Below are 25,764 nucleotides of genomic sequence, written 5' to 3' on the forward strand. Positions count from 1 at the left end.
AAAGAAAAGCTTATAGGAACAACCCGACTTAAATAACAGATTAATTATTCATAGCACTAAAACCCAATTCTATGATGAAATACCTTTTTGGTGGAGCAAGCTTGATTACCATTTCTTTAGCCTTCACCATGGTTGACCGAGAGTCGGTAAGTACCCCAATTGCCCCGGCAACATCAGTGGTAAAACTAACTCCGGATAGTATTTACAACAGACATGTAACTGAGTTGTACAAATCAGCACACCTTGCTGAAAGCGGATTACCAGAATCCGTATTCGAAAAAGCAGTCACAGGCTTTTATAACCTTAAAAAATCCGGACAGCTTTCCGCACACAAAGACATTTTAACGATCGCAGATTTCGACCAGAGTAGTACTAAAAAGCGCTTATGGATCATTGATCTGGACCAGAAAAAGCTTGTACTCAATACCTGGGTTGCTCATGGTCAGCGCAGTGGAAATGATAAAGCGACCCGTTTTTCAAATACAAATGAATCCTTTCAAAGTAGCATTGGCTTCTATTTAACTGCAGAAGTTTACCGCGGACAACATGGCAAATCATTGCGCTTAGATGGAATGGATGAAGGATTTAACTCTAATGCCCGTAAACGTTCCATTGTGGTTCATGGTGCGGATTATGTGAGCCAGGGCACAATTAATGCCCTTGGAAGATTAGGACGTAGTCAGGGATGCCCTGCTGTACCACCCGAACTAGCCAATCAGGTGATCAATTCTATTGAAGGTGGAACGGTTTTATTCATCAATGTAAGCGATCCATACTACACTTCCAGATACCTGAATACGCATGTTGCAGCAATGTATGCAACCAATGATATCGGGAGCGTTCCCCAGACTGAGCTAGCAGACACTGCTTTAAGCATTTAACATACAGCACTATAAGAAACGGCAGGTAAAATAACAATTACCTGCCGTTTTTTATAGTATCTTTTCTGGGATTGCTATCTTTACCTTCCTATTCCGGGCCTATGTATACTGCACTACTTAAACACATTCAACACTATATCCCTTTAAATGAAGCGGAGGAAAAAGAAATTACCCGGAATTTCAAGGTCCTTCAGCTGAAAAAGAAAACCGTAATTTTAGAAGCAGGCCAGACTTGCAAAGGCAATTATTTTGTCGCCAAAGGTTGTTTAAGGATGTACTTTTTTGACGATAAGGGTGTAGAACAAACCACTCAATTTGCAATTGAGAACTGGTGGATCAGTGATTATACCAGTCTGGCGCTAAAGAAAACTTCCGAATTTTACCTGCAGACAGTAGAAGACAGCACGATCATAGTATTGGAAACCGCAGTTGAAGATGCACTTCTTGAACAGGTTCCAAAATTAGAGCGCTACTTCCGTCTCATGTTTCAACGCGCTTATGGCACTAGTCAGCACTTGGCGAAATACAACCATACCTTATCAAGGGAAGCGCATTACCGCCATTTCAACAAATCCTTCCCGGATTTCGTGCAACGCATCCCCCAATACATGCTGGCCTCCTTTCTAGGCTTTACCCCTGAGTTTCTCAGCAAAATCCGCGCAAAGAAAGATCAACCCATTTCTTAAACCAGATTAAGTTTTTTAGGATTTTAGATTTGCAAATTTGAATCAGAAATTAAAACCATAAATACATGAAAGATCCTATCAATATGCAGGAAATCAACCCTAAAGCCTATAAAGCAATGTACGCCTTAGAAGGTTTTCTGGCAGAAAGCTCCCTTAGCAAAACCCATAAAGAGCTGATAAAAATCCGTGCTTCACAAATCAATGGATGTGCATTTTGTTTGGATATGCACATTAAAGACGCCCTAAAAAATGGCGAAAGTCCACAAAGAATTTACACGTTAAGTGCCTGGAGGGAAACCTCTTTCTTTACTGAAGAAGAAATGGCTATACTTGCTTTTACTGAGGAGGTTACATTAATACCTTCCGGTGTTTCTGTGGCAACGCATGAACGTGCAGCGGCATTATTTACGGAACTTCAGCTGACGGAAATCATCATGGCCATTGTGACGATCAATGCCTGGAACAGGATCGCAATCAGTACACACCTGAAACCTGTACTGGATCCTAAATAAAAACACCCTTAACTAAAAGAGGCCATCCCCGGACTTGCTATTACAGCAGCAGGGATGGCCTTTTTAATCACCCCGATCCGGGGGTTAAGACATAGAATCCTTAAGACTTTGGATTCAATACATTATTTACCCGAACCAAAAGGTCTTGTAAATGGTATTTACTCAATCCTGTAGCCGTAGGAATAGCCGCACGGATGTCTTTAGCTAAAGTCATCATGTTGGCGCGACCGATACTCGATACATCAGAACTGGTAGGATCCAGTACTCTCATCCCCGGGGCGCCAGCAGCACTTGCCGGAGCAACCATCAGCTTACTTAAATAATCTATATAAGCTTTCTGAAGGTTTCTTCTGTATACATCAATTGGCTTATGGCTGTATAATTCAGACCAGACACCGGTTTTAAGGTCAGCAAAAAGAAGGTCCGCAGTATAAGCTTTAGTACCACTCATTACTTCGGCATTGATCAGTTTGCTAATTGTAGCAGCGTTCAATAACCTGCTCAATGTGGTTTTTTGAACACCTTGAAACACATTAACAGCATTAAAACCAGTGCGCTCTATCAATTCTTTGTTGATTAACCAGGTTGGACTGTTAAATAACTGGGCATTTAAGAAAGCCATTGCTTCCTTTTGTGTTGCCAATGGAACGGCAACATATACTGCACCAGCTTGTTCTACTTTTTTTGGAGTGGTATAAATACCACCTACATTTTTAGTCACATGACCCATGTAACGGCCATATTGTGAAATAAGCTCACTGTAAAATGTACTTGCATTCTCGTAACCTTCATTAGGCTCTTTAGTCCAGGTTAACAGGTTAGGAAGAATCCGTTTTAAGTTTTTAATACCGTAAGTAGAAGCAAGCATGGCATTATCACCCAAATCTTCATTCTGGTTACGCGGATCATTAGGGTCAGATTCCGTACCGAAAACTAAACGATTGTTTGCCATGATTCTGTTCATGATCTCCTTATTAGAAGCAGAAAGTTCTTCTTCCGGACCTTTAAATTCTGACTTCCATTTATAACCCCATTCGATTGCCCAAAGGTCATAATCACCAATTCTTGGGAAAATTCCTTTAGAACTGATGTTATCTTCCGGTTGCGCAACATAGTTGAAACGGGCATAATCCATAATAGATGGTGTATGACCGTTTTTCTCTACCCATTGTTTGTTTCTCAGGTTCTCTACCGGTACTGTTGCAGAAGAACCGAAGTTGTGGCGTAATCCAAGCGTATGTCCGATCTCATGAGAAGAAACGAAGCGGATCAACTCACCCATCAGCTTGTCATCAAACTTCATTTTACGGGCTTCCGGATCAACTGCTGCAGCCTGAATCAGGTACCAGTTTCTCAGAATTAACATCACATTGTGATACCAGTTGACATGCGTTTCCAGAATTTCTCCGGTTCTTGGGTCATGAACATGTGGTCCACTGGCATTAGGAATATCAGAAGGCTTGTAAATAATTACGTTGTGTCTGGCATCTTCAATGCTCCATGATGGATCTGAAGGGGCTTCTTTGGCGACAATCGCATTTGAGAAACCTGCTTTCTCGAAAGCAATCTGCCAGTCGTTTACGCCTTGCATCAGATATGGTACCCATTTCTTCGGTGTTGCCGGATCGATATAGTAAACGATCTGCTTTTTAGGCTCTACCAGTTCACCTCTTTTGTATTTCTCAATATCTTCTTCTTTTGGTTCTAATCTCCACCTGGTAATCAAAGCAAGGTTTTTAACACCTTGTGAATTCGAATCAAAATCTACATAACCAGTGGCAAAATAACCTACACGAGGGTCAAAATACCTGGCTTTCATTTGATTTTCGGGTAACAATACCATCGAACTGTTCAGTTCGTAAGTTGCAGGTGTAGCACTTGGCGGACCCGTCATTCCTGGAAATGCCGCGCCTGTTTTCATATAAGTTTTCAAGGTACGGATCTCAATATTCATTGGATAAGCCTTGATTTCTTTGATATAGCTTCTGTCTGGCATCAAACTAGTTAAGTTTAAAGCTTTCTTCACACCTGGATCGAAGAAGAAAATCTCATTGTCGCCATTCATGTATTCAGTTACATCAATCACAACGCCTTTAGCACCGGAAACGGAATCCTTAGCCAGGGCTTTAACGTCAAATGAAGCCACTAAAGGCTGCAAATTTGAGTTCATCACAGATTTATATAAACCAGTTGTATCCTGCGAACGCTCCCCATATGAAATACTCTTCAGAAACAATTTGTTACCCGGGCCTTTCTGAAAGGAAATCACATTGTCACCAATCTGATCACCACCATATCCCATCATTTGAGAACGGTTTCCCGCTGCGGCCTTGCTGATTCTGTTGACAACTAAAATATCTCTATCTAGTAATGAATCAGGGATTTCGAAGAAATAACGATCTTCTATCGTATGTACTTTAAAAAGTCCCTTGTCCGTTTTCGCTTTGGCAGTAATCACTTCTGCATAAGGCTTAGGGCCGGTAGATGCTGGTCGGCTAACCGGGGTCGGTGTCCCTGGAGGTACAACCGCACCTTTTTTAGGGTTTTTCTGTTGGGAGAAGCCCTGAACTCCGGCACCTAAAAGCACCAGCGTAATTAAACTTAATTGTTTCATTATTAGTAATTGGTTTATATTTTTCTAAATTATCTATTTTACAGATTTTCTTTTCATAAAAGCAGGAGAATAACAGCAATATTACCATCAAAACTAAATGTCCGTTTACTAAAATGATGACCTGCATCCACAGGCCATCATTTACGACTATTAACTATTAAACCTAAAGTTTCAATTATTCATTGAAACTATTTAAGCCATTATTGAGGAATTTAAGGTATTCCTCTGCATTATAATTTGCACCTGTAGGCTGCACCAGCAACTTTTCGTCGTGCCCAAGGAGCACATAATAAGGTTGTGAGTTGGAATTGAATTTTGCGGCCTGGAAGTCGCTCCATTTATTTCCTATCGTGTTTACGGCTTTACCGCTAAATGTTGAAGTGAATTTCTCATTGGCTCCCAATTCCGTTTTGTCATCTACGTACAACTGGATGATCACAAAATCATTGCTCAACTTACTGTAAACCGCTTTATCTGGCCATACATTGGCTTCCATTTTCCGGCAGTTCACACAAGCATGACCTGTAAAATCGATCATGACCGGCTTGTTTACCTTTTTAGCATAGGCCATTCCCTCTTCATAATCAAAGAAAACGTTCAGGTTTAATGGCGCATGAAAAATATCCGCATATTTATGAGGTCCTTCTTCGTGTTTTACCGCGGTAGCAGTTGTACCACCGGTTAAAGTTGGTGTGTACAGGTCAAAGTCCTGGGTACCTTGTGGAGGCAGAAATGCCGATATCGACTTTAAGGGTGCACCCCATAACCCTGGAATCATATAAACAGTAAAGGAAAGTACCACTACTGAGATCATTAACCTCGGAACAGAGATGAAATTTACCGGGCTGTCATGAGAAAACTTCAGTTTCCCCAACAGGTATAAACCCATTAATCCGAAGATCACAATCCATAATACCAGAAATACCTCCCTGTCGAACCAGTTCCAGTGGTAAGCAAGGTCTACATTGCTCAGGAATTTCATTGCCAAAGCCAGTTCCAGGAAGCCTAATACGACTTTCACACTGTTCAACCAGCCACCGGATTTAGGCAAAGCGCTTAACCATGACGGAAACAAAGCAAATAAGGCAAAAGGAATCGCCAGGGCAAAAGAGAAGCCAAACATTCCGATTGCTGGTCCTAATAAAGCGCCGCTGGTAGCTGCCTGAACCAATAAGGTACCGATAATCGGACCTGTACAAGAGAAAGAAACCAGAGCAAGCGTACCTGCCATGAAAAACAAGCCGGCAAGGCCGCCTTTATCGGAATTGGCATCCATCTTATTAACCCATGAAGAAGGTAATGTGATTTCAAATGCGCCTAAAAAGGAAACTGCAAAGATCAATAGTAAAATGAAGAACAGGAAGTTAAAAACCCCATTGGTAGAAAGGCTATTCAAGGCATCGGCACCAAAGATGACCGTCACCAATAGCCCCAGTACTACATAAATCACTATGATAGACAAGCCATAAAACATGGCGCGGCTTACTGCTTTTCCTTTAGTCTGGCTCCCTTTGGTAAAGAAACTCACCGTTAGCGGCAACATTGGAAAAATACAAGGCATTAACAAGGCGGCTAAGCCACCGATAAAACCGGCTATAAAAATCCCAGTCAGCCCTTGCTTTTCTTCCTGCTCAGGAGTAACAAGTGCAGTATTACCAGCCTTAACGCTATCTTTAGACGCGGGCACAATGGTTGCAGTAATGCTGTCTTTTACAGGGACCTCCTCCTTAATTTCCGTAAACTCAAGGTCGTCTATAGCGGTGTCTGCCTGTTGTGAAAAAGCGGCAGTTACCGAACAAAAAAGCAATAAGAGTCCCAGGACGAGCGTTTTAAGGCTCGTCTGATCGTATTTAAAAGTCATATTTAGCTTATTTTACCGGGATAGAAAATTGAACAGTTTCCGGAGGCAGACATTGTGAATCATCACAAACCATATATTCCAAAGTTCCTTTAACGATAGCATTTGTGCCTGTTAACTTGATCTTTTGTTGGAAAATCGCAGCGTTTTCGAAGTAACCAACATTCATATCAAATGCTTTCTCAAACTTAACAATAGGCTTTGGCTCTGTCGTTTTTCCTACCAGCTTGTAAGTGCTTGCCGGAGCGAAAGTAAAAGAGGTTTTTACCGGTCCGCCTTCAGGGATGTTTTGTGAATAGAGGTGCCATCCTTCATCAACTGTAGCTTTTATGTATAAGATCGCTTCTGTTTTAGAGGTTCTTTTTGCAGCATAACTCCATTTCACAGGTCTTAGAATCTGGCTGCTAGCTGTCATGCTGAAAAGCAAGGCAACCGCAAATAAGAATAGGTTTTTCATATTGTTTTTTTATGTGTTTACGAACTTATGTATTAACAGGTATTCGGTGGTTATTTAATTAAAATAATTTATTAAAGGCGGCAAATCGGATGATATCCTGTAAATTCTACATCTGTAGAGATATAGGCATCCTTGATTGGCTCCTCTTTCACCAGGTCTGTACTCAAATATTTCTTATTACTATCGCAAAGCAAAGTCACTACCACGGCATCAGTACCCATCTTTTCTTTCAGTTTAATCGCCCCAATCACATTTGCTCCGGAAGAAATCCCTACGGCAAGTCCGAGCTCTTTCGCCAGTTTCTGCGCCATAATGATAGAATCACCGTCATTTGCCTGAATCACCTCATCCAACTCGTTCAAACGAACAATTTCAGGAATAAACTCATCAGAAATACCTTGAATTCTATGGCTCCCTACTTTATATCCGGTGGTTAAAGTTGGACTTTCGGCAGGCTCCAGGGGATGAATTTTAATGGCTGGTTGTTTTGCTTTCAGGCATTTACCAACGCCCATTACGGTGCCACCAGTTCCTACACCAGCCACAAAAGCATCAGGTGTTAAGCCACTCTGTTTTAACTGTTCCCAGATCTCCATTCCCGTTGTTTTCTCGTGCGCCTCTTCATTGTAACGGTTCTCAAACTGTCTTGGCAGGAATACATCTCCCTTTTTTGCCAGTTCTTCGCACATCCTGATGCTTCCTAAAAAGCCACCTTCTTCTTTGCTGACTAATACCACTTCCGCACCCATGCTTCTAATGATATCAATGCGCTCTTTGCTTAACCAATTTGGCATGATAATTTTCACCGGGTGACCTAAAGTACGACCGATAGCTGCAAAAGCAATCCCTGTATTACCACTGGTGGCCTCCACAATGGTATCGCCCGGCTTAATTGCGCAAGAATTATAGGCCTCATACATGATGTTCAAAGCCATTCTATCCTTGATACTGCCAGTCAGATTGTAATGTTCACACTTTACATAGATCTTACCCGGCTTACCTTTATACTGGTAATGGAGTTCCAACATAGGCGTATTGCCTACCAGGTGCCATAAATGTTGGAATTTACTGGCCAGGTCGGTAGATAAACATTGGTTGGTTGTTACTTCTGCTGTTATCATTAGTTTTTTTATTTTGTCTGGTTTTGAGTCGATAGCTCATAGGGCATCACAATGATCTTATTGCCTTCCACTTTAAATTGAATGGATTTCGTAAGCTCCATAATCCGGAGTACCTGTGCTAAATTCTTCATGCGGGAAACCTGTCCGCCAAAACGAACATTACGCACATCTCCCCTATATTCTACCTCTATATTATACCATCGCGAAAACTGACGCATAATACTATATATACTTTCATCATTAAACCAGAACAGCCCTTGCTTCCAGTCTATAGCCGAATTCGCATCGACCTGATTCACTTTAATATCATTCAGGACCACCGATTGCTGGCCAGGTTTCAGCACTGCTGATTTGTTGGAAGGCAATTTCACCTTCACACTGCCTTCAATCAGGGTCGTTTTGACCACTTCCTCATCATCATAAGCATTGATGTTGAAATGTGTACCCAAAACCTCCACTTCCTGTTGTTCCGTTTTTACCTTAAAAGGTCTCTTTTTATCCTTGGCGACTTCAAAATAAGCCTCACCTGTCAGGGCCACTAGCCTATCTTTACCGGTAAAGGAAGAAGGGTATTTTAGGGAGGAAGCAGCATTCAGCCAGACCATTGTTCCATCAGGAAGCGCCACCTGATATTGTCCGCCTCTAGGTGTAGAAATGGTATTAAAAGCCGGTTTTACGTGTGCTAAACCTTCACGTACGGTATATAACAATCTGCCATCCGCAGTTTTTGTAATCTTTACGCCTGATTCTTTAGCGATCTCCCCATTGGCCATATCATCCAGCTCAATCTGAGAACCGTCAGACAGGGTAAGCACCGCTTTATTTCCTCCCGGGAGAATGTGCTCTCCTTTTTGTTCCACATTACTGATTGCATCGCCATTCAGCTTCGCAGGCATAGAACTCAGGTAATAGCCTCCGATTCCGATAGCCAAAACGGCTACAGCTGCAGCAGCCCAGCGCATTGGCCGGAAAGTGAGCAATTTAGCTTCAGCGGTTTGTAATTTAACTTGTTCATAAACCAGGTCTAACTCCTCCTTGCCGGCATTAACCGGGAATTCTGTAGCAGACAGGTCTTCCGTAAATAAGCTTTCCAGTTGTTCCCGCCAGGCCGGATCATGCAACAAAGCCATGAGCTGTTGTTGCTCCGCCGGACTTAAACTGCCCGTTCGGTAACCTGATAGAAGTGATTTAAATGTTTCTGGTGTCATTACAATAATATAGACAGTGAAAATGAAATGTTGTGGGGGGTGTTATTTTATTTTTTTTAATTATACCTGGAAAATAGCCACAGAAGCAGCAAATGGGTATAATGATTTTCAAGAAACTTACGAAGATTTTTCAAGGCATTGCTCATGTGTTCTCTCACCATATCGTAGGAGATATTGAGTTGGGAGGCGATTTGTTTATGGCTTAAGCCCTCTTCCCTGCTCAGCATATAGATCTGCTGCTGCCTTGGAGAAAAGGAGCTGATGCCGATTTTAATGACTTTTTCCAGTTCGCGATAGTCTACCTCATTGCCTGTAGTGGCTTGATGATGCTGGTCATCCGGAGAAATGGAGTCCAGAGAATCCATAGGAAACTGACGCTGAAGGTCATTGATCAATTGATTTCTGGAAATGGTAGTCAGCCATGCAGGAAAACTGTTCAGACTAGCCAACTGCTCCCGGTTTTTCCAAACCTTCACAAAGACCTCCTGAACAGCATCCTGGGCCAAAAAGGGGGATTTTAGATAGTTCATACCCATGGTATACACCTTCCCTGCATACTTTTCGTATAGCAGTCTGAACGCGGATTCGTTGCCCCCCGCAACTTCTTCCAGCAATTCTTGTTCGGTGTAACCTCCGGGTTTATTAGGAAACATAGCCTTTATAAAAGATGATAATAAGGGCCAATGTTAAATAATTAAAACATTAATTTTATCATTAAGGGGATAAAAAATTACAGTTTATCCCCTTTCATCGCTTAAAAACCACCCCCTAAAGCACGGTAAAGTGCCACGGTAGCATGGAGTTCGGCCGTTTTAATACTGGCCAATTCTAATTCGCTTTGCAGGGCGTTACTTTGGGCGGTAATCACCTCTAAATAATTCGCCATGCCGTTATTGAACAGTAAACCGGCATTTTTAACTGCCTGTTTTAAGGTATTTACCCGACGCAGGGCAATAGCCTCCTGCTGTTTTAGCTTTTCAATGCGCATCAGTTCGTCCGAGACTTCCCCAACAGCGTTTAAAACAGATTGCCTGAATTGAAGCACCGCTTTTTCTCTTTCAATCTTCGCTATTTCAAATTGGGTTTTCAATTGCTTGCGTTGAAATAAGGGCTGGGTTACTCCTCCTGCTACTACGCCAAATAAAGAAGCAGGGATATTGAACCAGTTACTGGCTTTAAAGGCATTTAAACCCGCAGTTGCCGTAATGTTTAACGAAGGATACATGCTGGCTTTAGCAACACCTACCTGTGCATTAGCCAAATCCAGAGCAAGTTCCGCAGAACGTACATCTGGTCTTTGAGCCAATAATGCCGAAGGAATCCCGGCTGATAATTGCGCAGGGAAACCAGCCTGATCCAGACTTCCCTGGCGTCTAATCGCCGCAGGAAGCTGTCCCGCCAGTATGCTCAGTGCATTTTCCTGGATATTGATTTCCTGTTCCAATGCCGGAACCAACTGAGTGGCAACCAGTTGTTGCGCCTCTGCCTGCTGAATAGCCAATGAGCTAACCTGACCGGCATCAAACTGCATCTTAATCATTGTTAAAGTACTGTCGTTCAGTGCTACATTTCTTTTGGCAATGGACATTTGCGTGTCTAACATCAATAAGCGATAATACCCATGGGCAACATTAGCGATAAGTCGCATTTGAACAGCTTTTCTAGCTTCTGCGCTTTGCAGATAGCTGGCTAATGCTGCTTTTTTCTGGCTTCCAATCTTTCCCCAGATGTCGGCCTCCCAGCTCAATCCCAGATTTGCATTGAAATCTTCGATGTGCTTAGTGCCCAGAAACTGCCCGGCACTCAGACCGTTTAAGCTATTGTCCGACGGTCTGCTGCTATTCGCAGCAATGTTCAGGTTAATGGCTGGCAGGTTTCCCAATTTCGATTGTCTGAACAGTAATTCAGCCGCAGTCATGTTCTTCATTGCGATTTGCAGATCGTAATTTCTCAGCAAGGCTGTATCTATCAGTTCACGTAAGGTAATGTCCGTAAAAAACTGTTGTACTGATAGTTTAGAAATATTATTCGCACTGTCTGCCGGGGCATTTCTGAAAGTTTCAGGAACGCTTGCAACAGGTAAAATGATGTCTTTTGAAACTTTACAGCCTCCCAAAAATATCAGGAGCATCAGTGCTGTAAGTTTATTTATAGGTGTTTTCATTTGAATTGTATTAAGAATAAATGATCGTTGCATCTGGTTTAACACTTACCCCCGACTTCATTTCTTCTGCCAATGGAGGTTTGCCACTTACCTTTTCCTGTAGGTATTGGAAGATGACAAACAATACCGGAATGATGAACAATCCTAGTATTACGCCGGAAATCATTCCTCCGGCAGCGCCGATACTGATCGAATGGTTACCCATTGCAGATGGACCTGTGGCACTCATCATAGGAATCAATCCTACAATAAAGGCCAGGGAAGTCATAATAATCGGGCGTAAACGCAATTTAGCAGCCTCTAAAGCAGCTGAAACCAGGGTTTTTCCTGCTTTCCTGCGCTGAACGGCATATTCTACAATCAGAATTGCATTCTTTGCTAAAAGCCCAATCAGCATCACCAAAGCTACCTGAACATAAATGTTGTTCTCAATTCCAGTAAGGCCAATGGCAACAAATACCCCAAATACACCGGCAGGAATAGAAAGCACCACTGCTAAAGGAAGGATATAACTCTCATATTGAGCGGCTAACAGGAAGTAAACGAAGATCAGACACAACATAAAGATGATGGTCGATTGTCCGCCGGAAGAAATCTCTTCTTTTGTTAAACCTGAAAACTCAAATGAATATCCGGAAGGAAGGTGTTTTTTTGCCACTTCTTCTACCGCTTTAATTGCATCACCAGAACTATAACCAGGTTTAGCAATGGCATTTACGCCAATTGAGTTAAATAGATTGTACCTTGATGCAGTTTCCGCACCATACACTCTGGATAAAGTAGCCACCGTATTAATCGGCACCATCTCCCCTTGTTTATTCTTAACATATACCGCGTCCATTGCAGAAGCGTCCGCACGATCAGCGATATCTGCCTGCACCATTACCCGGTAATATTTACCAAAACGGTTGAAATCCGAAGCCTGTGCACTACCAAAATATGCTTGCATCGTTTGCAAAATATCTTTCACATTGATACCCAGCTGCTCTGCTTTCTCCTCATCAATTTTCAATTCCAATTGTGGGTAATCTGCTTTAAACGTAGTAAAGGCTACCGCAATCTCCTTGCGCTTCATCAACTCCCCAATGAAGTTATAGCCGATACCCGCAAATTTATCCAGCTTTCCACCGGTTTTATCCTGTAATACCAGGTCTAATCCGTCCACATTACTGAAACCCGGAACGGTTGGAAAAGTAAAGACAAAGAAGTTGGCGCCTTTTACGCTACCCAGTTTGGCTCTGATATCATTCATGATATCGTTGATGTTTTTCAATTTACCCCGCTCCTCTGTTGGTTTAAGCAGCACGAAGGCCACACCTGCCGAAGGACTGGTACTTTGAGTCATGATATTGAAACCCGAAAGCACATTCAGCAATCGGTTAGATTCTAATGGCATCAGGATTTTTTCCGCCTCCTTTAAGGCTTCTGTTGTACGTTCTAAGGAAGCACCTGCTGGCATCGACAAAGCAATTGCGATAAAGCCCTGATCTTCCGAAGGAATAAATCCAGTCGGTGTCCTCTTCACCATCCATACCGTAGAAAGCGTGATCAGCAGGAGTCCAAGCAGTCCAACCCACTTAAAGCGAATCAAGAACCTCAGGCTACCAATATACTTATTAGTCAGGCTGTTAAAACCTGTATTGAATCCCATAAAGAAACGTTCGGAAAAGTTTTTCTTAGTTGCTCCATTTTGATTGGAATGGTTGTCTTTTAAAAACAAAGCACATAAAGCCGGACTTAAAGTCAAAGCATTAACCGCAGAAATTACGATGGCAATGGCCAGGGTAAAAGCGAATTGCCGGTAAAACACACCCGTTGATCCTTCCATAAAACCTACCGGTAAAAACACGGCCGACATCACCAGCGTGATCGAAATAATGGCCCCTGTAATTTCCTGCATGGCCGAAGCTGTCGCTTCTTTTGGCGGCAAATGCTGTTGCTCCATTTTCGCATGGACAGCCTCCACCACTACAATAGCATCATCTACCACAATACCAATAGCGAGAATCAATGCAAATAAAGTCAGTAAGTTGATCGAGAAACCAAATAACTGCATAAAGAAAAACGTTCCGATAATCGCCACCGGAACAGCAATCGCAGGAATCAAAGTAGAGCGAAAATCTTGTAAGAAGATGAACACCACGATAAATACCAGGATAAAAGCTTCAATCAAAGTATGAATCACCTGGTCAATAGACTGATCTAAAGATACTTTTGTACTATAAAGCACATCATATTTCACACCTTTCGGGAAATCTTTCTCTGCTTTTTTCATGAAATCCTGAATCTTGATCTGAATTTCATTGGCATTAGAACCGGCCAATTGCAAAATGCCGACATCAATTCCTGGCTTTCCATTGATACGGGTTAAACTACCATAGGTATAAGCGCCAAATTCAACCCTTGCTACGTCTTTTAGCCTCAGAATAGAACCGTCAGCATTGGAACGGATCACCATGTTTTCATAATCTTTAGGCTGATTCAGTTTACCTTTATACTTGATGACATATTCAAAGGCATTTTTACTGCTTTCGCCGAATTTCCCCGGAGCAGCTTCTACGTTTTTATTCTGGATAGCAGCCATCACTTCATTAGGCATCAGGTTGTAACTGGCCATTTGCGAAGGATTTAACCAAATCCGCATAGAATAATCTTTGTTTCCACCGAAAATACTGGCAGAACCTACACCAGGTATCCTTTTGATCTCTGGAATTAAGTTAATCTGCGCATAATTGGCCAGGAAAGTCTGATCGTATTCTGTTTCATTTTCAGTGTACATATCGAGTACCATGATCAGACTGTTCTGTTGTTTTGCAGTAGAAACACCTGCCTGAACCACCTCTGCGGGCAGCTGACTGGTGGCTTGAGCTACCCTGTTCTGCACATTTACTGCAGCCTGATCCGGGTCTGTACCCAGCTTAAAGTAAACAGTGATCACTAATGATCCATCATTACTGGCAGTAGAACTCATGTAACTCATGCCCTCCACCCCGTTGATAGACTCTTCCAGCGATGGCGCTACAGCCCTCAATACGGTCTCCGCATTTGCCCCCGGATATAGGGCGGTTACCTGAACTGCGGGCGGCGCAATGTCAGGAAACTGTTGTAATGGTAATTTTGAAAGTCCAAGGAGCCCGAAAATCACTAATAAGATAGAGATTACTGTAGCAAGGACCGGTCTTTGTATGAATATCTTAAACATGACTGATGTTAGTTAGCGGCAATTTTTGGTGTTTTTTCATTTGATGCTTCCGGAACAATGGCATCCCCGTCTTTCAGAATTTCAAATCCTTTGGAAACGATACGGTCACCGGATTTCAATCCTTCTTTGATCAGGTAATTTGTACCACTGGTTCCGATGACTTTAATCGGTTGCTTCGCTACTTTATTGTGCTGATCAACCGTATATACGAAAACCTTATCCTGTACTTCTACCGTAGCAGATTGTGGAACCAGCATCGCATCACTATGTTCCAGGCTTAACCTTACTTTTCCGGTATTTCCAGATCTCAATAGACCGGAAGCATTGGGAAAGCTTGCCCTAAGCGTGATTGAGCCTGTATTTTTATCAAACTGCCCGTCAATCATATCAATCTTACCCTGTTGCGCATATACGCTGTTGTCAGATAAAACCAGGGATACCGGCGCCAGGTCTTTAAGTTTTCCGGCAGTAGTAGCCGATGGATATTTCGCTTTGAAATTGATGAAATCTGCTTCGCCCAGAGAAAAGTAAACGCGTATTTCATGTACATCAGACAAATTGGTTAATGGCATTGGATCTGATGGTGATACTAAACTACCTTGTTTTTTAGGTAAACGTCCAATATATCCGCTCACAGGTGCTTTAATCAGGGTGTATCCCATGTTGATTTGTGCAGTTCCAACGCTGGCTTTTGCCTGTGCTACGTTTGCAAGAGCAATCTGGTGGGCCGTTTTGGCGGTTTTCAATTGAAAATCAGAAACCACTTTGTTCTGTACCAAAGGAATCAGCTTGTCGACTTCCAATTGTGCATTTAATACCGCTGCTTCTGCGGCACGCTGATTTGCTTTAGCATTGTTAAGCTGTTCCAAAAAGGGAAGCGCATTGATTTTAAATAAAGGTTGTCCGGCATGAACAAGGGCGCCTTCATTTACCAATACCTGCTCTAAGGCGCCCGATACTTGTGGGCGAATTTCTAAATCTACTGCCCCTTGTAGCGATGCAGGGTATTCCAGGAACGTAGTTTCCGCAGACTGGCTAATAGAAACCACAGGTAGTGACGGCGCAGGAGCGGCAATTTCAGTTGCAGGCTCACTGGCGCATCCGAATAGAAACAGGGCTGTTGAAAGTAAAAATATTGATTTCATAATGGTAATTGAGGGGTTATTATTTAGAGATCGATTATTGTTTCCGGACTTGCTGCCGGATGGAGGGTAATATTTCATGGTGTATTTGATTTAGAGTTTGAAAAACAGTTGTAAGTAATTTAACAGTGTTAGATAATATTGGGTAACAGGTAGATTTTTCATATAATTCTTAAGTTTACGTAAGACAGATAACGGGTATAAGTCATTTAACAGTGTTAAGTCAATAAAAACAGCCGACGACTCTTCCATAATGAGCCCTTTTAAGGGCTAGATAACAGGTGTAAGTGATTTAACAGTGTTAAGTAGTACTGGATAAAAAAACGGATTGAATTTAATCCGTCAGGTATGCTTGAATATTGATGTTTTATTGTTGGTGTATTAATGCTAATGATATTTTCATTGCACAGGTATTAATCATTGATATATTTTATAATTCCTTTGAGTGCGTCTCTAAGAATATGTTGATTTGTCATATTATCTGTTCCCTTGCGCACAAAGTTGATAGAAATCAAGCCATGAACAACAGACCAAAAGGTGAAGTATTTTCTACAAACCAGATCATCATTGATCGGATCAGCAGTCATAAGTTCTTTAATGGTATCACAAATGATATTGGTAGTCGCTTCTGCTTCCGGGAATGCTTTCATCACCTCACAACAGCTCATATCTACACCGTACATCAATTGATACAGTTCTTTATATTTAAAAGCAAAGTCCCAATAAGCCATCCACATAGCCTCTAATTGATCCTGAGGCAATTCATGTTGAATTTTGGCTGCTTTTAGTTCCTGAAATAGAATGATATATCCTTTCCTGGTTAATTCCAGTAATATCCCCTCTTTATTCGCAAAATACTCATAAATGATCGGTGCGGTATATTCAATCTTATCGGCAATCTTTCTCATGCTGAGTGACTGCCAACCATCTTCTTTCACGATTTCCAGTGCAGCATCCAATATATTGAGTCTTGTGTCCTCTTTTAACCGTTGTATGCGTTCCTTACTGCCCATGTTTTAGAAAATAAAATAGTGTAAATAATTTAACACTGTTAAGCAAATGTAAATAGTTGTCCTGATATTCCCATCATTAATTTGTCAAATACTAATAATCCGGCTTTAACGATAGTTAAAAGCCGGATTATTTTGATGGATCCTGATCAACCATATAATTTCGTTTTGAAAATTCTTACGATTAAGTAGATCCCTCCAACATTAAATTCTACTTACTGTATCATTTGAATAAAAGCATTGATGTTTTTATCTTCAAATTCCAACGTACCATTTAACCTGGCAGTTCCGTTATCTATTTTGGCAGCTGTAATTTTCAAATGAGAAAACGGCTTTAGCCACTTGTTCAATAATGGAAACACTTGTTGGGCTTTAATACCTCTTAAATCAGCCGTTAAAGCAAAGAAATCCGGGTTCGTTTTGGATGTATTCCGGATTGCCTCAGTCTCGTTTACAGGATCATTTTCCAGCGTACTCAATTGCCAGATATTATTCTTAGTACGACTAAATACCTGATATAAGGGGAACAGTTCTTTATTTAACCTGTCTTCTGTACTGATCACCTGGTTTTCTTTCAGATAAGCCAGTAGGCCCGCTGTTCTGGCTCCTATGCTTAGTTTTAGCTTCGGTACCCTTACTTTTTTCAATTGAACAGTAGCCACTTTTTCAAAGTCATCATTGTATTCATAAGCAATCAGGGAATCCATTTGTGTAATAGCAGGGCCCATTTCCAGTGCGGCAAAGCCCAGATAGGATTTTAACAAGGTATCTGTTTGAACTGAGATCCCTTTTAAAGAAAGGTCTTTGGGCATCCCGGATGTTTTAAACCCTGCATTTACCCGGATCTTTATTAAAGCATGATCTGCAAATTCAACCATTGACCGGGGCTGATCAGGAATATCCAGGCCTTCTGTAGGAAAACTACCTTCAATTTCAGCAAGCCCATCTTTGAAATTCAGCTGGCCGCCACCTGCTGCTGCTGTCCAGCTCAAATGGCCTTTTGCCTTTTTCAAAGCAATCATCAGCGGAGTGCCACCTTCCATCCTGTTTTTTTTACCGAGGATATCATTCAGCTCTTCCAATACTGCTTCTCTTTTGAAAGAGTAAGCAATGGCGAAGGTCTTTCCAGCATTAAGAACGGTGATTTTACGATCAGAAGAAGTCCCAACGCGATTCCCTGCTCCTTGTACAGCAAAGTCTGTGATTTTCAGCACCCGCTTTAACCAGGCGTTTAAGCCCGTCGTATCTGATAAAGCCAGTTCTGTGAAAAAAGTCCCCGGAGCCTTTGTTTTCAATGAATAGACAAATACGTTGGCAGGCAAAGAGAAGTCTGGTTTCTGTCCCCCTTTTTCTTTAGTTTTCAAATAATAACCCGGATTACCAATAAAATCAACAGCCATGGTTTTCAGTAAACCGTCCACATTCAGTTTATAAACCACGCTGGCATCTTTGGCGACTTGCTGATCATAAGAACGCGATTCGCGGAAGTATAAATACCCATAAACAGAAATCAGCAACAATAGAACTATTGTTGCTGATATTTTTAAAGTCAATTTCATGTAGATGCCCTTACTTTTGAAGGTCCTCAGTGATAGAGAACAGGTATTTCAATGCGTTTTTCTGACCGGCAGGAATATCCATACTGATTTCCGCAGAAAATGTGTTGCCAGTCATAGGGAACGATCTGATATAGATATCACCCAATGAACTTAGCGTTTTATTCGTTTTCTCCACTTTTGCCAGTCCCCCTAACTCTTCTGCCGGGATTTTACCCACTAGTTTTTTAGGACTGAAATAAGCTGCGTAATTATTTCCCAATAAGGCTTTCTTATGTTTAGCGCTAACTTTTGTGTTAAAAGTATTGTTCACAATCTGCTGCATCTCCTGCGCATTGCTACTCAAAAAGATCACCCCATCCTTAATGGTAAAATAAAATGCCATCGGACTTTTAGGAATAGAAATCTCATAATAGCTATTGTTATTTTTCACCAGTTCTTTTTTCACGCCATAAGCGATTAATTTGTCTATCAAACGGGTATCTTCTGTAGAAATCATCATCAGGAAGTCAGGCAAAGTTTCTTTCTTTGTCTTCATCACCTCTTTGGTTTCGAAGTTTTCCTCATTATAATCATAAGATTTATAAGAAACTTCTTTTTGTGATAAGCCGTTGAAAACAAACATACCGTCTCCTTTGATCACTTTTCCAATGGCTTCTTCATCCAATAACAGGGAAAACAAGTCAGTAGCCATACCTATTTCATCAGCATATACGGAGCCATAAATTTTAGAAACCAGTTTAGGGTATTCCTGCAAGTACGCTTTCGTATCCATCGCATAAGCCATATAACCGATCATTTGATCTTCATTTACATATTTCAGGAATTTCTTATTCAGCTTTCTTTTATGGACTTTTCTCATTACACTGCCCATATCCTCATTAAAAGTTATTGCCGAACTCATCTTAATTGATTGTTCTTCCAGGAATAGTTTAGCATTGGCAGTACCATAACCACCCATAAAATTAACCCCTTTAAAGTAATCTAAAGGCAGATAAGCGCTACTCAACTGCTCTACACCGGAAATCCAGATGGTAGCTTCAGCCTTATGGTCAACACTTTTTGTGAAGTCCGGATTACTTAAAATAGAACCCTGATTCTTTCCTGCGAAAAAATCATCGCTCATTTTCGCGGTCCATTTTGCCAGTATTCCCGTTTTCAGTCTTCTATCCTGAAAGAAAGGGCTAATCCCTTCATCGCTAGCGCTGCTTTCCGAATAGGCAGTATCTACCGGGACCATGCTGCTATCAGTCGCAAAAGCCTCTGTTGCCTCAACAGCAGTTGACACTTCCATTTCTTCTGCTGCTACCGGATCTGCTTTCAGTGTTTCCAGACGTCTTTTTACCGGTTTCTTCTTATAGTTTTTTACCGCTGTTTTCTTTCCTTTCAGCTTTGATTTTTTTGATCTGTTCTTAGCAGGTACTGATTTTTTCTTCTTAACCGGTTCCTGAACTGTGGCATCGTCTTCAATACCCATACTGATCTTCTGGTTTCCTTCCCCTGCTACCTGAACGGCAACTGAATCCGTCATCAAAGGATAGTCACTTTCCGCTGACTCTTTTGAAAGCGAGAGACCAATCTCCTCCTGCTTTGATAAACCTAAACGCTCACGAACTTCCGGGCGATTGAAATAAGCCGCTTTTGCAGTAGGAAGTACAGCCAGTAACATCTCGCCATTCCAGTGAACTATCTCCGTAGAGTCTATATTAAAATAAGACCTGACCTGGTCTTTAAGGGTAAATTGCTTGCCACGTTTTGTAAAGAACAGGTCTATTTTAGCTGCATCTTTAACAGGCATCAGGAAACAGTTATAACTTACACTGTCGTTGGTTTGATTATAATAATAGAAATCCGAAGATAGGTTGAAACCGAAATCTTCCATTCCCTGGAAATCGGCCTTATAATCTTTAGCAAGCGCTTCTAAGATCTTTTTACCCGGAAAACTCTGGTTAAATTCGCTTACAGACATCAACTGCGTTAAATTCCCTCCTTTAACAGTGGCCACAGCAAGTGCATCAGCAGGGATTTTACGGGAAAGATCCTGGGCATTTACTGCAAGTGTGCTTAACAGGAAAGATCCGGCAATTGCAGATTTAAAATAGTAATTCATGTTTTGTATCGTGTTTTAAATAGGTATTATATATAATTAGATAGTAGGTGCAATTTTTAAAAGAATTATTTCACAAGCGTTATTTGATTAGAAATATTAGTTTTTCCGTTGATCAAGCCCATGATCCCGGCGTTTAACATCACTGCTTTCTTTGTTTTTGATACTTTCGCCGATGGATTCGAACTTGTAGCTACGGTTTTTTCAAAGCGATAAATGCTCGTGTAACTCGCCTCCTTAAACACGTTTTTAACTTCCGGTTTCAGCTTATTATATTCTACTAAGGCCTCTTTTGTATGGATGTAACGACGTTGAAAAACCCCGTTCTCCGGGTTAAAGCTAAAAGAAGAATTGTTGATTGCTTTGATTTTCATCTTCTTCAACACATTCTGACTGACATTATTAATATTAGAGATGTTTTTGAAAGCAAAGCTTACTGTAGCGATATAATTCTCAAAATCAAGTGTTTTCTTCACATTGCTAATCCCTGGAGAATTTTTCAGATAGCTTACAACTTCTTCCATTTCCTGCTGGATTTTCTGTTTACCGGGTACTTTATACCCATTTACACTATCCAAAAGCATTAGGGAAGCGACCTTCGTTTTGCTGGCACTTAAATTCACAGTTAGATTAACCGTTCCTGAGCCATTGTTAGCCACATTTATCTCTTCTATAATCTGAAAACAGGAGGAAAAAACACATAAAACCAGTATTAATAAAAAGTATCGCGCGTTTCTCTTTAGCATATCCCCTGCAAGCATAATTAAATATATAATTTCCCAAAGATATAATTTACTATCAATAATCCGGAGAATTACTCAGGAATGGAACCGGCAAACATCCTGGGTTTAAATTAAAAGATTTTTCATTTGAATGACCTGATCACTTCATTTAACAGGTATTCTTTGGGGTCAGAGGCATATTCCCAAAACATAACACCTCCCATGCCATTGTCTTTCACGTATTTACACTTCTCCCTCACCGACCATTCATCGTCATAAGTGATTAAGGTTTGAGTGTCTGGATTGTACAGATAAGAAGCTCTGGCATCAGGGTCTTTATAGGCAACAAAGCCTTTTTTATTTACCAGGCTATCTTTTATCTTAGTATAACCACTTCCAAATTCTCCTTTAATATAGGTAGCACCCAATCCAGTTGCGCTTCCCGGCTCCACTTTGCTATTTCTACCATAAAAGGCGATGCCCATCACTAATTTTGAAATAGGAACACCGGCCTCAACATAGGCTTTAATTGCGTTGTCGGCTGAATTATGCGGGGGATAAAGCTTTGAAGGATATAAATTGGTATGGTGCCCGGCAATTTTACCAGAATAGTAATCATAAGTCATCAGGTTTACATAGTCCAGGTATTTCGCCGCTTTGTCCATTTCGGTATGCAATAAGAAGTCTGAAAAGCCACCTACAGCAGTGGTCAGCAGTTTCTTTTGAGCAGTTTCCTTTTCCAGTATGTCCAATTCTTTCCTTAGCGCTTCAAACATTAATGTGAAATTGTGCTGATCTTCTGGCCGGTAAACATTGCCAACCTCTCCCGGGCGGCCGGGGTATTCCCAATCTATATCTACCCCATCTAAGCTATATTTTCTAATGATATCTACAGCACTTGAAGCAAAAGCCGCTCTTGAAGTATCTGTCAACACTGCATCAGAAAAGTTTTTGCTCCATGCCCATCCGCCAATAGAAATCAGAATTTTAAGCGAGGGATTCTTCCTTTTTAACAGCAGCAGCTTTCTGAAATTTACCGTATCTGTTTTTTCATTGGTTAAAAAGGCCCGGTTTCCCTGAACATCCACAAAAGCATAATTGATATGAGTTAACTTTTCCGGCGCTATCGCATCCGTATTAACCAGGCCTCTGAATCCGCCTACATAACCGATCACGACCTTCCCCGAACCGTTCGCTCCCTTTCCCCGGTGCTCATTTTTCATGGACCCAAACAACAAAACCAATAAGATTAAACCGGACGCTTTTTTCATTTGGATAGGATTAGATATTTCTTCTCCTAAAGATATTAAAGATCAGGCGAAAACAAAATGGCATTGTAACCCCCTGAAAAGAATAGACATCGCGCTTATAAATAAAAAAAGATTCCCTTATCTCCCCTAATAATTGCATTTTAGCCCATATATATAAAACCGGTATGAACAACAGTATCACATTAAGGGATATTGCAAAGGCCCTGAACCTGTCTACTTCTACTATTTCCAAAGCTTTAAACGACAGCTATGAAATCGGGGAAGAGACTAAAAAGAAGGTAATTGCCTATGCAACGGAGCACCATTACGTTCCGAATCGGATGGCAAAAGGCTTAAAGCAAGGAAGAAGCAGATCTATTGGTGTGGTGGTTTGCTCCTTAGATAATAACTTTGTAGCGCAAATGCTGGATGGGATCGACAAGATCAGTACGGATAAATCCTACCAGATCATTATCATGCAAAGCAAGGAATCTCAAAAACAAGAAATGGCTTGTATTGACTTGTTATATTCCGGCGGAATAGATGGCTTACTCATTTCCCCTGCTTGTGAAACTACCGACTTTAGCTACCTTAAAAACCTACAGGAATCAGGTCTGCCAATGGTATTATTTGACCGTTTAACCGACCAGATAGATACCCACAAAGTAGGCGCAGACAACTTTAAAGGCGCTTACGACGCCACCATGCACCTGATCAGGAATGGCTTTAAACGCATTGCACACCTCAATACCAATACCAGACTCAGTATTTCTACCGATAGATTAAACGGCTATAAACAAGCGCTTTCAGATCAAAAAATAGCCTTCAACCCTGCTTATCTCCGCTCTTGCGACTATACCGATACCCATAAGTTAAATGAAGATCTGGAAGAAGCGATTCAATATTACATGGCCTTGCCAGAGCCGCCAGATGCGATTTTCACGGCTACAGATCAGATTACAACCCGATGCCTTTCTTTGTTAAACAAATTAGGTTATAAAATACCTAACGACATCGCCTTAATTGGTTTCACCAATACAGAACTGGCCGATGCGATGAACCCTGCGTTGAGTACCATACATCAGCCAGCCTTTGAAATCGGACAGCTTGCTGCCGAAAAGTTAATCTCATTAATCGAACGGAAGCACCATGAAGTAGATTTTGAAACCATAAAACTGGATACCAGGATCATGGTTCGCTCTTCTACCCTCTCTAAAGATTAGTAATTTCCGCTAATCCCCAATTCCAGTCCACGCAATTCTGCCAGTCCGCGTAAGCGGCCAATTGCGGAATAACCCGGATTTGTATGCTTAGCCAGGTCGTCCAACATCTGGTGACCATGGTCCGGGCGAAATGGAATCGGCAATTTTCTCGAAACATTCTCTGCCACAATCGCCTTCATCACTTCATACATATTTACATCACCTCCCAGGTGATCTGCTTCATAGAAATTACCTTCTTCATCTTTGGTTACATTTCTCAGGTGCAGGAAATTTACCCTTGATTTCACCGCTTCGAAAATCTCCGGAAGGTTATTGTTTAAGCCTGCGCCTAAAGAACCGGTACAAAAACATATGCCATTGAAATCCAGATTTACACTATTAATAATATATAGCAAATCTTCCTTTGTACTGGCGATACGTGGCAAGCCCAGAATCGGATATGGTGGGTCATCCGGATGAATCGTCATCTTGATACCTTCCGACTCACATACTTCGGAAATCCCGTTCAGGAACCAGATCAGATTCTCTTTCAGGCCGGCAGTACCAATCTCTTTATACTCATCAATACTATTTTGTAAAGCTTCAAGCTCGATTTCTTTCTCATTAGGGATGCCCATCAGGACATTAATCCTCAATAAATCTAACTCAGCAGCCGTCATTTCCGAATGCCTTAGACCAGCTCTTTCTCTTATTTTTTCCGGGTAGTCTGCAGCAGCACCTTCCCTTTTCAAAATGAAAAGATCAAATACAGCCAGGTCAGTCCAGTTAAAATAAAGTGCTTTTGAACCGTCCGTCATCGTCAGGTCTAACTGCGTACGCGTCCAGTCCAATACCGGCATAAAATTGTAACATACCGTTTTAATCCCACAAGAAGCCAGATTTTTCAAGGTTTCGTTGTAGTTAGCGAGGTATACATCCGCATCCTTACGTCTTGTTTTAATCGCCTCATGAACGGGGACACTCTCTACCACTGCCCAATGTAGCCCTGAAGCTTCGATAATTGATTTTCTTTCCAGAATATCCGCCACCGGCCAGACTGCACCATGAGGAATATGGTGTAAGGCAGTGACGATTCCTGTGGCTCCCGCTTGTTTTACATCGGATAAGCTCACCGGATCTGATGGCCCATACCAGCGCCATGTTTGCAATAATTTATGATTCTTTTTATCCATAGTTTTATACGCCGCTATAGGCATTAAATCCACCGTCTACTAATATCGTTTCTCCGTTTACAAAGGCAGAAGCATCACTCAATAAATAGATCAATGTTCCGTTTAATTCTTCCGGGTTCCCTAATCTACCAAAAGGGGTATGATTTACAAAACGTTGTGCACGATCTGTGTAAGAGCCATCGGGATTGGTGAGCAGGGAACGGTTTTGCTCCGTCAAAAATACTCCTGGTGCAAGCGCATTCACCCGGACACGGTCGCCGTAACGTTGTGCCAGCTCTACCGCCATCCATTTCGTGTATCCTTCTATCGCATTTTTCCCTAAGGTATACCCTAAAACCCTGGTTAAAGGGCGTTGAGCCGCCAAAGAAGAAATATTCACAATAGAACCTTTTCCTTTTTCTGCGATCACCCTACCAAACACATGTGTAGGTAATACGGTACCGAAAAGGTTTAGCTCTACTGCTTTCTGAGTATCCGCGATGTTGATATCAAATATATTCTGATCCGGACCGATGGTTGCTCCCGGAATGTTACCTCCGGCTGCGTTTACCAACCCATCAATGGTTCCCCAGGCGTTTAGAATTTGTGTTCTTGCAGAGATCAATGCTTTTTCATCCAGCACATCGGTGATGACAGCCATCGCTTCTCCACCGTTTATTGTGATCGCTTTAACGCGTTCATTTGCTTTTTCTTCGTTTCTACCCAGAATGGCAACTTTAGCTCCGGCAGCAGCCACAGCAAGCGCAAACGACTCGCCTAAAACACCGGTTGCCCCGGTAATTACAATCACCTTGTTTTCTAATGAAAACAGATCTTTGCCCTTCATAGTTTATGATTATATAGGTTAAATACTAGAATCAATGTTAAGGAAATTAAACA

The 25,764-nt window shown here is 41.6% G+C and carries 20 protein-coding genes; 4 read left to right on the forward strand and 16 right to left on the reverse strand.

Features of this window, described 5'->3' with window-relative positions:
• The first annotated feature begins 71 nt into the window (after positions 1-71).
• The 3 genes from OQX61_RS21890 to OQX61_RS21900 all read left to right on the forward strand — a co-directional run bounded on the left by OQX61_RS21890 (position 72) and on the right by OQX61_RS21900 (position 2,079).
• The gene (locus OQX61_RS21890; protein ID WP_265843955.1) at positions 72-881 is read left to right on the forward strand and encodes a murein L,D-transpeptidase catalytic domain family protein; all 810 of its coding nucleotides are present in this window, start codon (positions 72-74) and stop codon (positions 879-881) included.
• 101 nt (positions 882-982) lie between these two features.
• The gene (locus OQX61_RS21895; protein WP_265843956.1) at positions 983-1,567 is read left to right on the forward strand and encodes a Crp/Fnr family transcriptional regulator; all 585 of its coding nucleotides are present in this window, start codon (positions 983-985) and stop codon (positions 1,565-1,567) included.
• 65 nt (positions 1,568-1,632) lie between these two features.
• The gene (locus OQX61_RS21900; protein ID WP_265843957.1) at positions 1,633-2,079 is read left to right on the forward strand and encodes a carboxymuconolactone decarboxylase family protein; all 447 of its coding nucleotides are present in this window, start codon (positions 1,633-1,635) and stop codon (positions 2,077-2,079) included.
• Between the two features lie 100 nt (positions 2,080-2,179).
• Here OQX61_RS21900 and OQX61_RS21905 read toward each other — a convergent pair whose 3' ends face one another.
• From OQX61_RS21905 to OQX61_RS21970, 14 genes are all read right to left on the reverse strand, one after another.
• Entirely contained in the window at positions 2,180-4,693 is a 2,514-nt protein-coding gene (locus tag OQX61_RS21905) for a zinc-dependent metalloprotease (protein ID WP_265843958.1), read from the reverse strand.
• 175 nt (positions 4,694-4,868) lie between these two features.
• A complete protein-coding gene (locus OQX61_RS21910) occupies positions 4,869-6,554 on the reverse strand; it encodes a thioredoxin family protein (protein ID WP_265843959.1) in 1,686 nt (561 codons plus the stop codon).
• Positions 6,555-6,561: 7 nt separating this feature from the next.
• Complete coding sequence (locus OQX61_RS21915; RefSeq protein WP_265843960.1) at positions 6,562-7,008, reverse strand: protein-disulfide reductase DsbD N-terminal domain-containing protein; 447 nt, start codon at positions 7,006-7,008, stop codon at positions 6,562-6,564.
• Positions 7,009-7,079: 71 nt separating this feature from the next.
• On the reverse strand, positions 7,080-8,129 hold the full coding sequence (locus tag OQX61_RS21920; protein WP_265843961.1) for a PLP-dependent cysteine synthase family protein: 1,050 nt from the start codon (positions 8,127-8,129) through the stop codon (positions 7,080-7,082).
• A gap of 8 nt (positions 8,130-8,137) precedes the next feature.
• Positions 8,138-9,337: a FecR family protein gene (locus tag OQX61_RS21925; protein WP_265843962.1), complete on the reverse strand. Its 1,200-nt coding sequence runs from the start codon at positions 9,335-9,337 to the stop codon at positions 8,138-8,140.
• Between the two features lie 56 nt (positions 9,338-9,393).
• Positions 9,394-9,990, reverse strand: a complete 597-nt coding sequence (locus OQX61_RS21930) for an RNA polymerase sigma-70 factor (RefSeq protein WP_265843963.1) — start codon at positions 9,988-9,990, stop codon at positions 9,394-9,396.
• Positions 9,991-10,091: 101 nt separating this feature from the next.
• Entirely contained in the window at positions 10,092-11,501 is a 1,410-nt protein-coding gene (locus tag OQX61_RS21935; RefSeq protein ID WP_265843964.1) for an efflux transporter outer membrane subunit, read from the reverse strand.
• A gap of 10 nt (positions 11,502-11,511) precedes the next feature.
• On the reverse strand, positions 11,512-14,703 hold the full coding sequence (locus OQX61_RS21940; RefSeq protein WP_265843965.1) for an efflux RND transporter permease subunit: 3,192 nt from the start codon (positions 14,701-14,703) through the stop codon (positions 11,512-11,514).
• Positions 14,704-14,711: 8 nt separating this feature from the next.
• Entirely contained in the window at positions 14,712-15,848 is a 1,137-nt protein-coding gene (locus OQX61_RS21945; protein WP_265843966.1) for an efflux RND transporter periplasmic adaptor subunit, read from the reverse strand.
• A gap of 410 nt (positions 15,849-16,258) precedes the next feature.
• Complete coding sequence (locus tag OQX61_RS21950; RefSeq protein ID WP_265843967.1) at positions 16,259-16,858, reverse strand: TetR/AcrR family transcriptional regulator; 600 nt, start codon at positions 16,856-16,858, stop codon at positions 16,259-16,261.
• Positions 16,859-17,070: 212 nt separating this feature from the next.
• Positions 17,071-18,414: a hypothetical protein gene (locus OQX61_RS21955; protein WP_265843968.1), complete on the reverse strand. Its 1,344-nt coding sequence runs from the start codon at positions 18,412-18,414 to the stop codon at positions 17,071-17,073.
• A gap of 10 nt (positions 18,415-18,424) precedes the next feature.
• On the reverse strand, positions 18,425-20,521 hold the full coding sequence (locus OQX61_RS21960) for a hypothetical protein (protein WP_265843969.1): 2,097 nt from the start codon (positions 20,519-20,521) through the stop codon (positions 18,425-18,427).
• 65 nt (positions 20,522-20,586) lie between these two features.
• Positions 20,587-21,264, reverse strand: a complete 678-nt coding sequence (locus OQX61_RS21965; protein ID WP_265843970.1) for a hypothetical protein — start codon at positions 21,262-21,264, stop codon at positions 20,587-20,589.
• A gap of 119 nt (positions 21,265-21,383) precedes the next feature.
• Positions 21,384-22,511, reverse strand: a complete 1,128-nt coding sequence (locus OQX61_RS21970; RefSeq protein WP_265843971.1) for a glycoside hydrolase family 18 protein — start codon at positions 22,509-22,511, stop codon at positions 21,384-21,386.
• 164 nt (positions 22,512-22,675) lie between these two features.
• Between OQX61_RS21970 and OQX61_RS21975 the strand changes: the two genes are divergently transcribed.
• Positions 22,676-23,713 carry a LacI family DNA-binding transcriptional regulator gene (locus OQX61_RS21975; protein ID WP_265843972.1) on the forward strand — a complete coding sequence of 346 codons (1,038 nt, stop codon included), beginning with the start codon at positions 22,676-22,678 and terminating at the stop codon, positions 23,711-23,713.
• On the opposite strand, the gene uxuA is transcribed toward OQX61_RS21975, so the two are convergent.
• Together uxuA and OQX61_RS21985 are read right to left on the reverse strand one after the other, a co-directional pair.
• Positions 23,710-24,885, reverse strand: coding sequence for a mannonate dehydratase (gene uxuA, locus OQX61_RS21980; protein WP_265843973.1), 1,176 nt, complete (start codon positions 24,883-24,885; stop codon positions 23,710-23,712). The two genes, OQX61_RS21975 and uxuA, sit on opposite strands and share 4 nt — an antisense overlap.
• Positions 24,886-24,889: 4 nt before the next feature.
• Complete coding sequence (locus tag OQX61_RS21985) at positions 24,890-25,711, reverse strand: SDR family oxidoreductase (protein WP_265843974.1); 822 nt, start codon at positions 25,709-25,711, stop codon at positions 24,890-24,892.
• Between the last annotated feature and the right edge of the window lie 53 nt (positions 25,712-25,764).

Origin of the sequence: Pedobacter sp. PLR (assembly GCF_026239675.1) — a bacterium.
Taxonomy (GTDB): Bacteria; Bacteroidota; Bacteroidia; order Sphingobacteriales; family Sphingobacteriaceae; genus Pedobacter.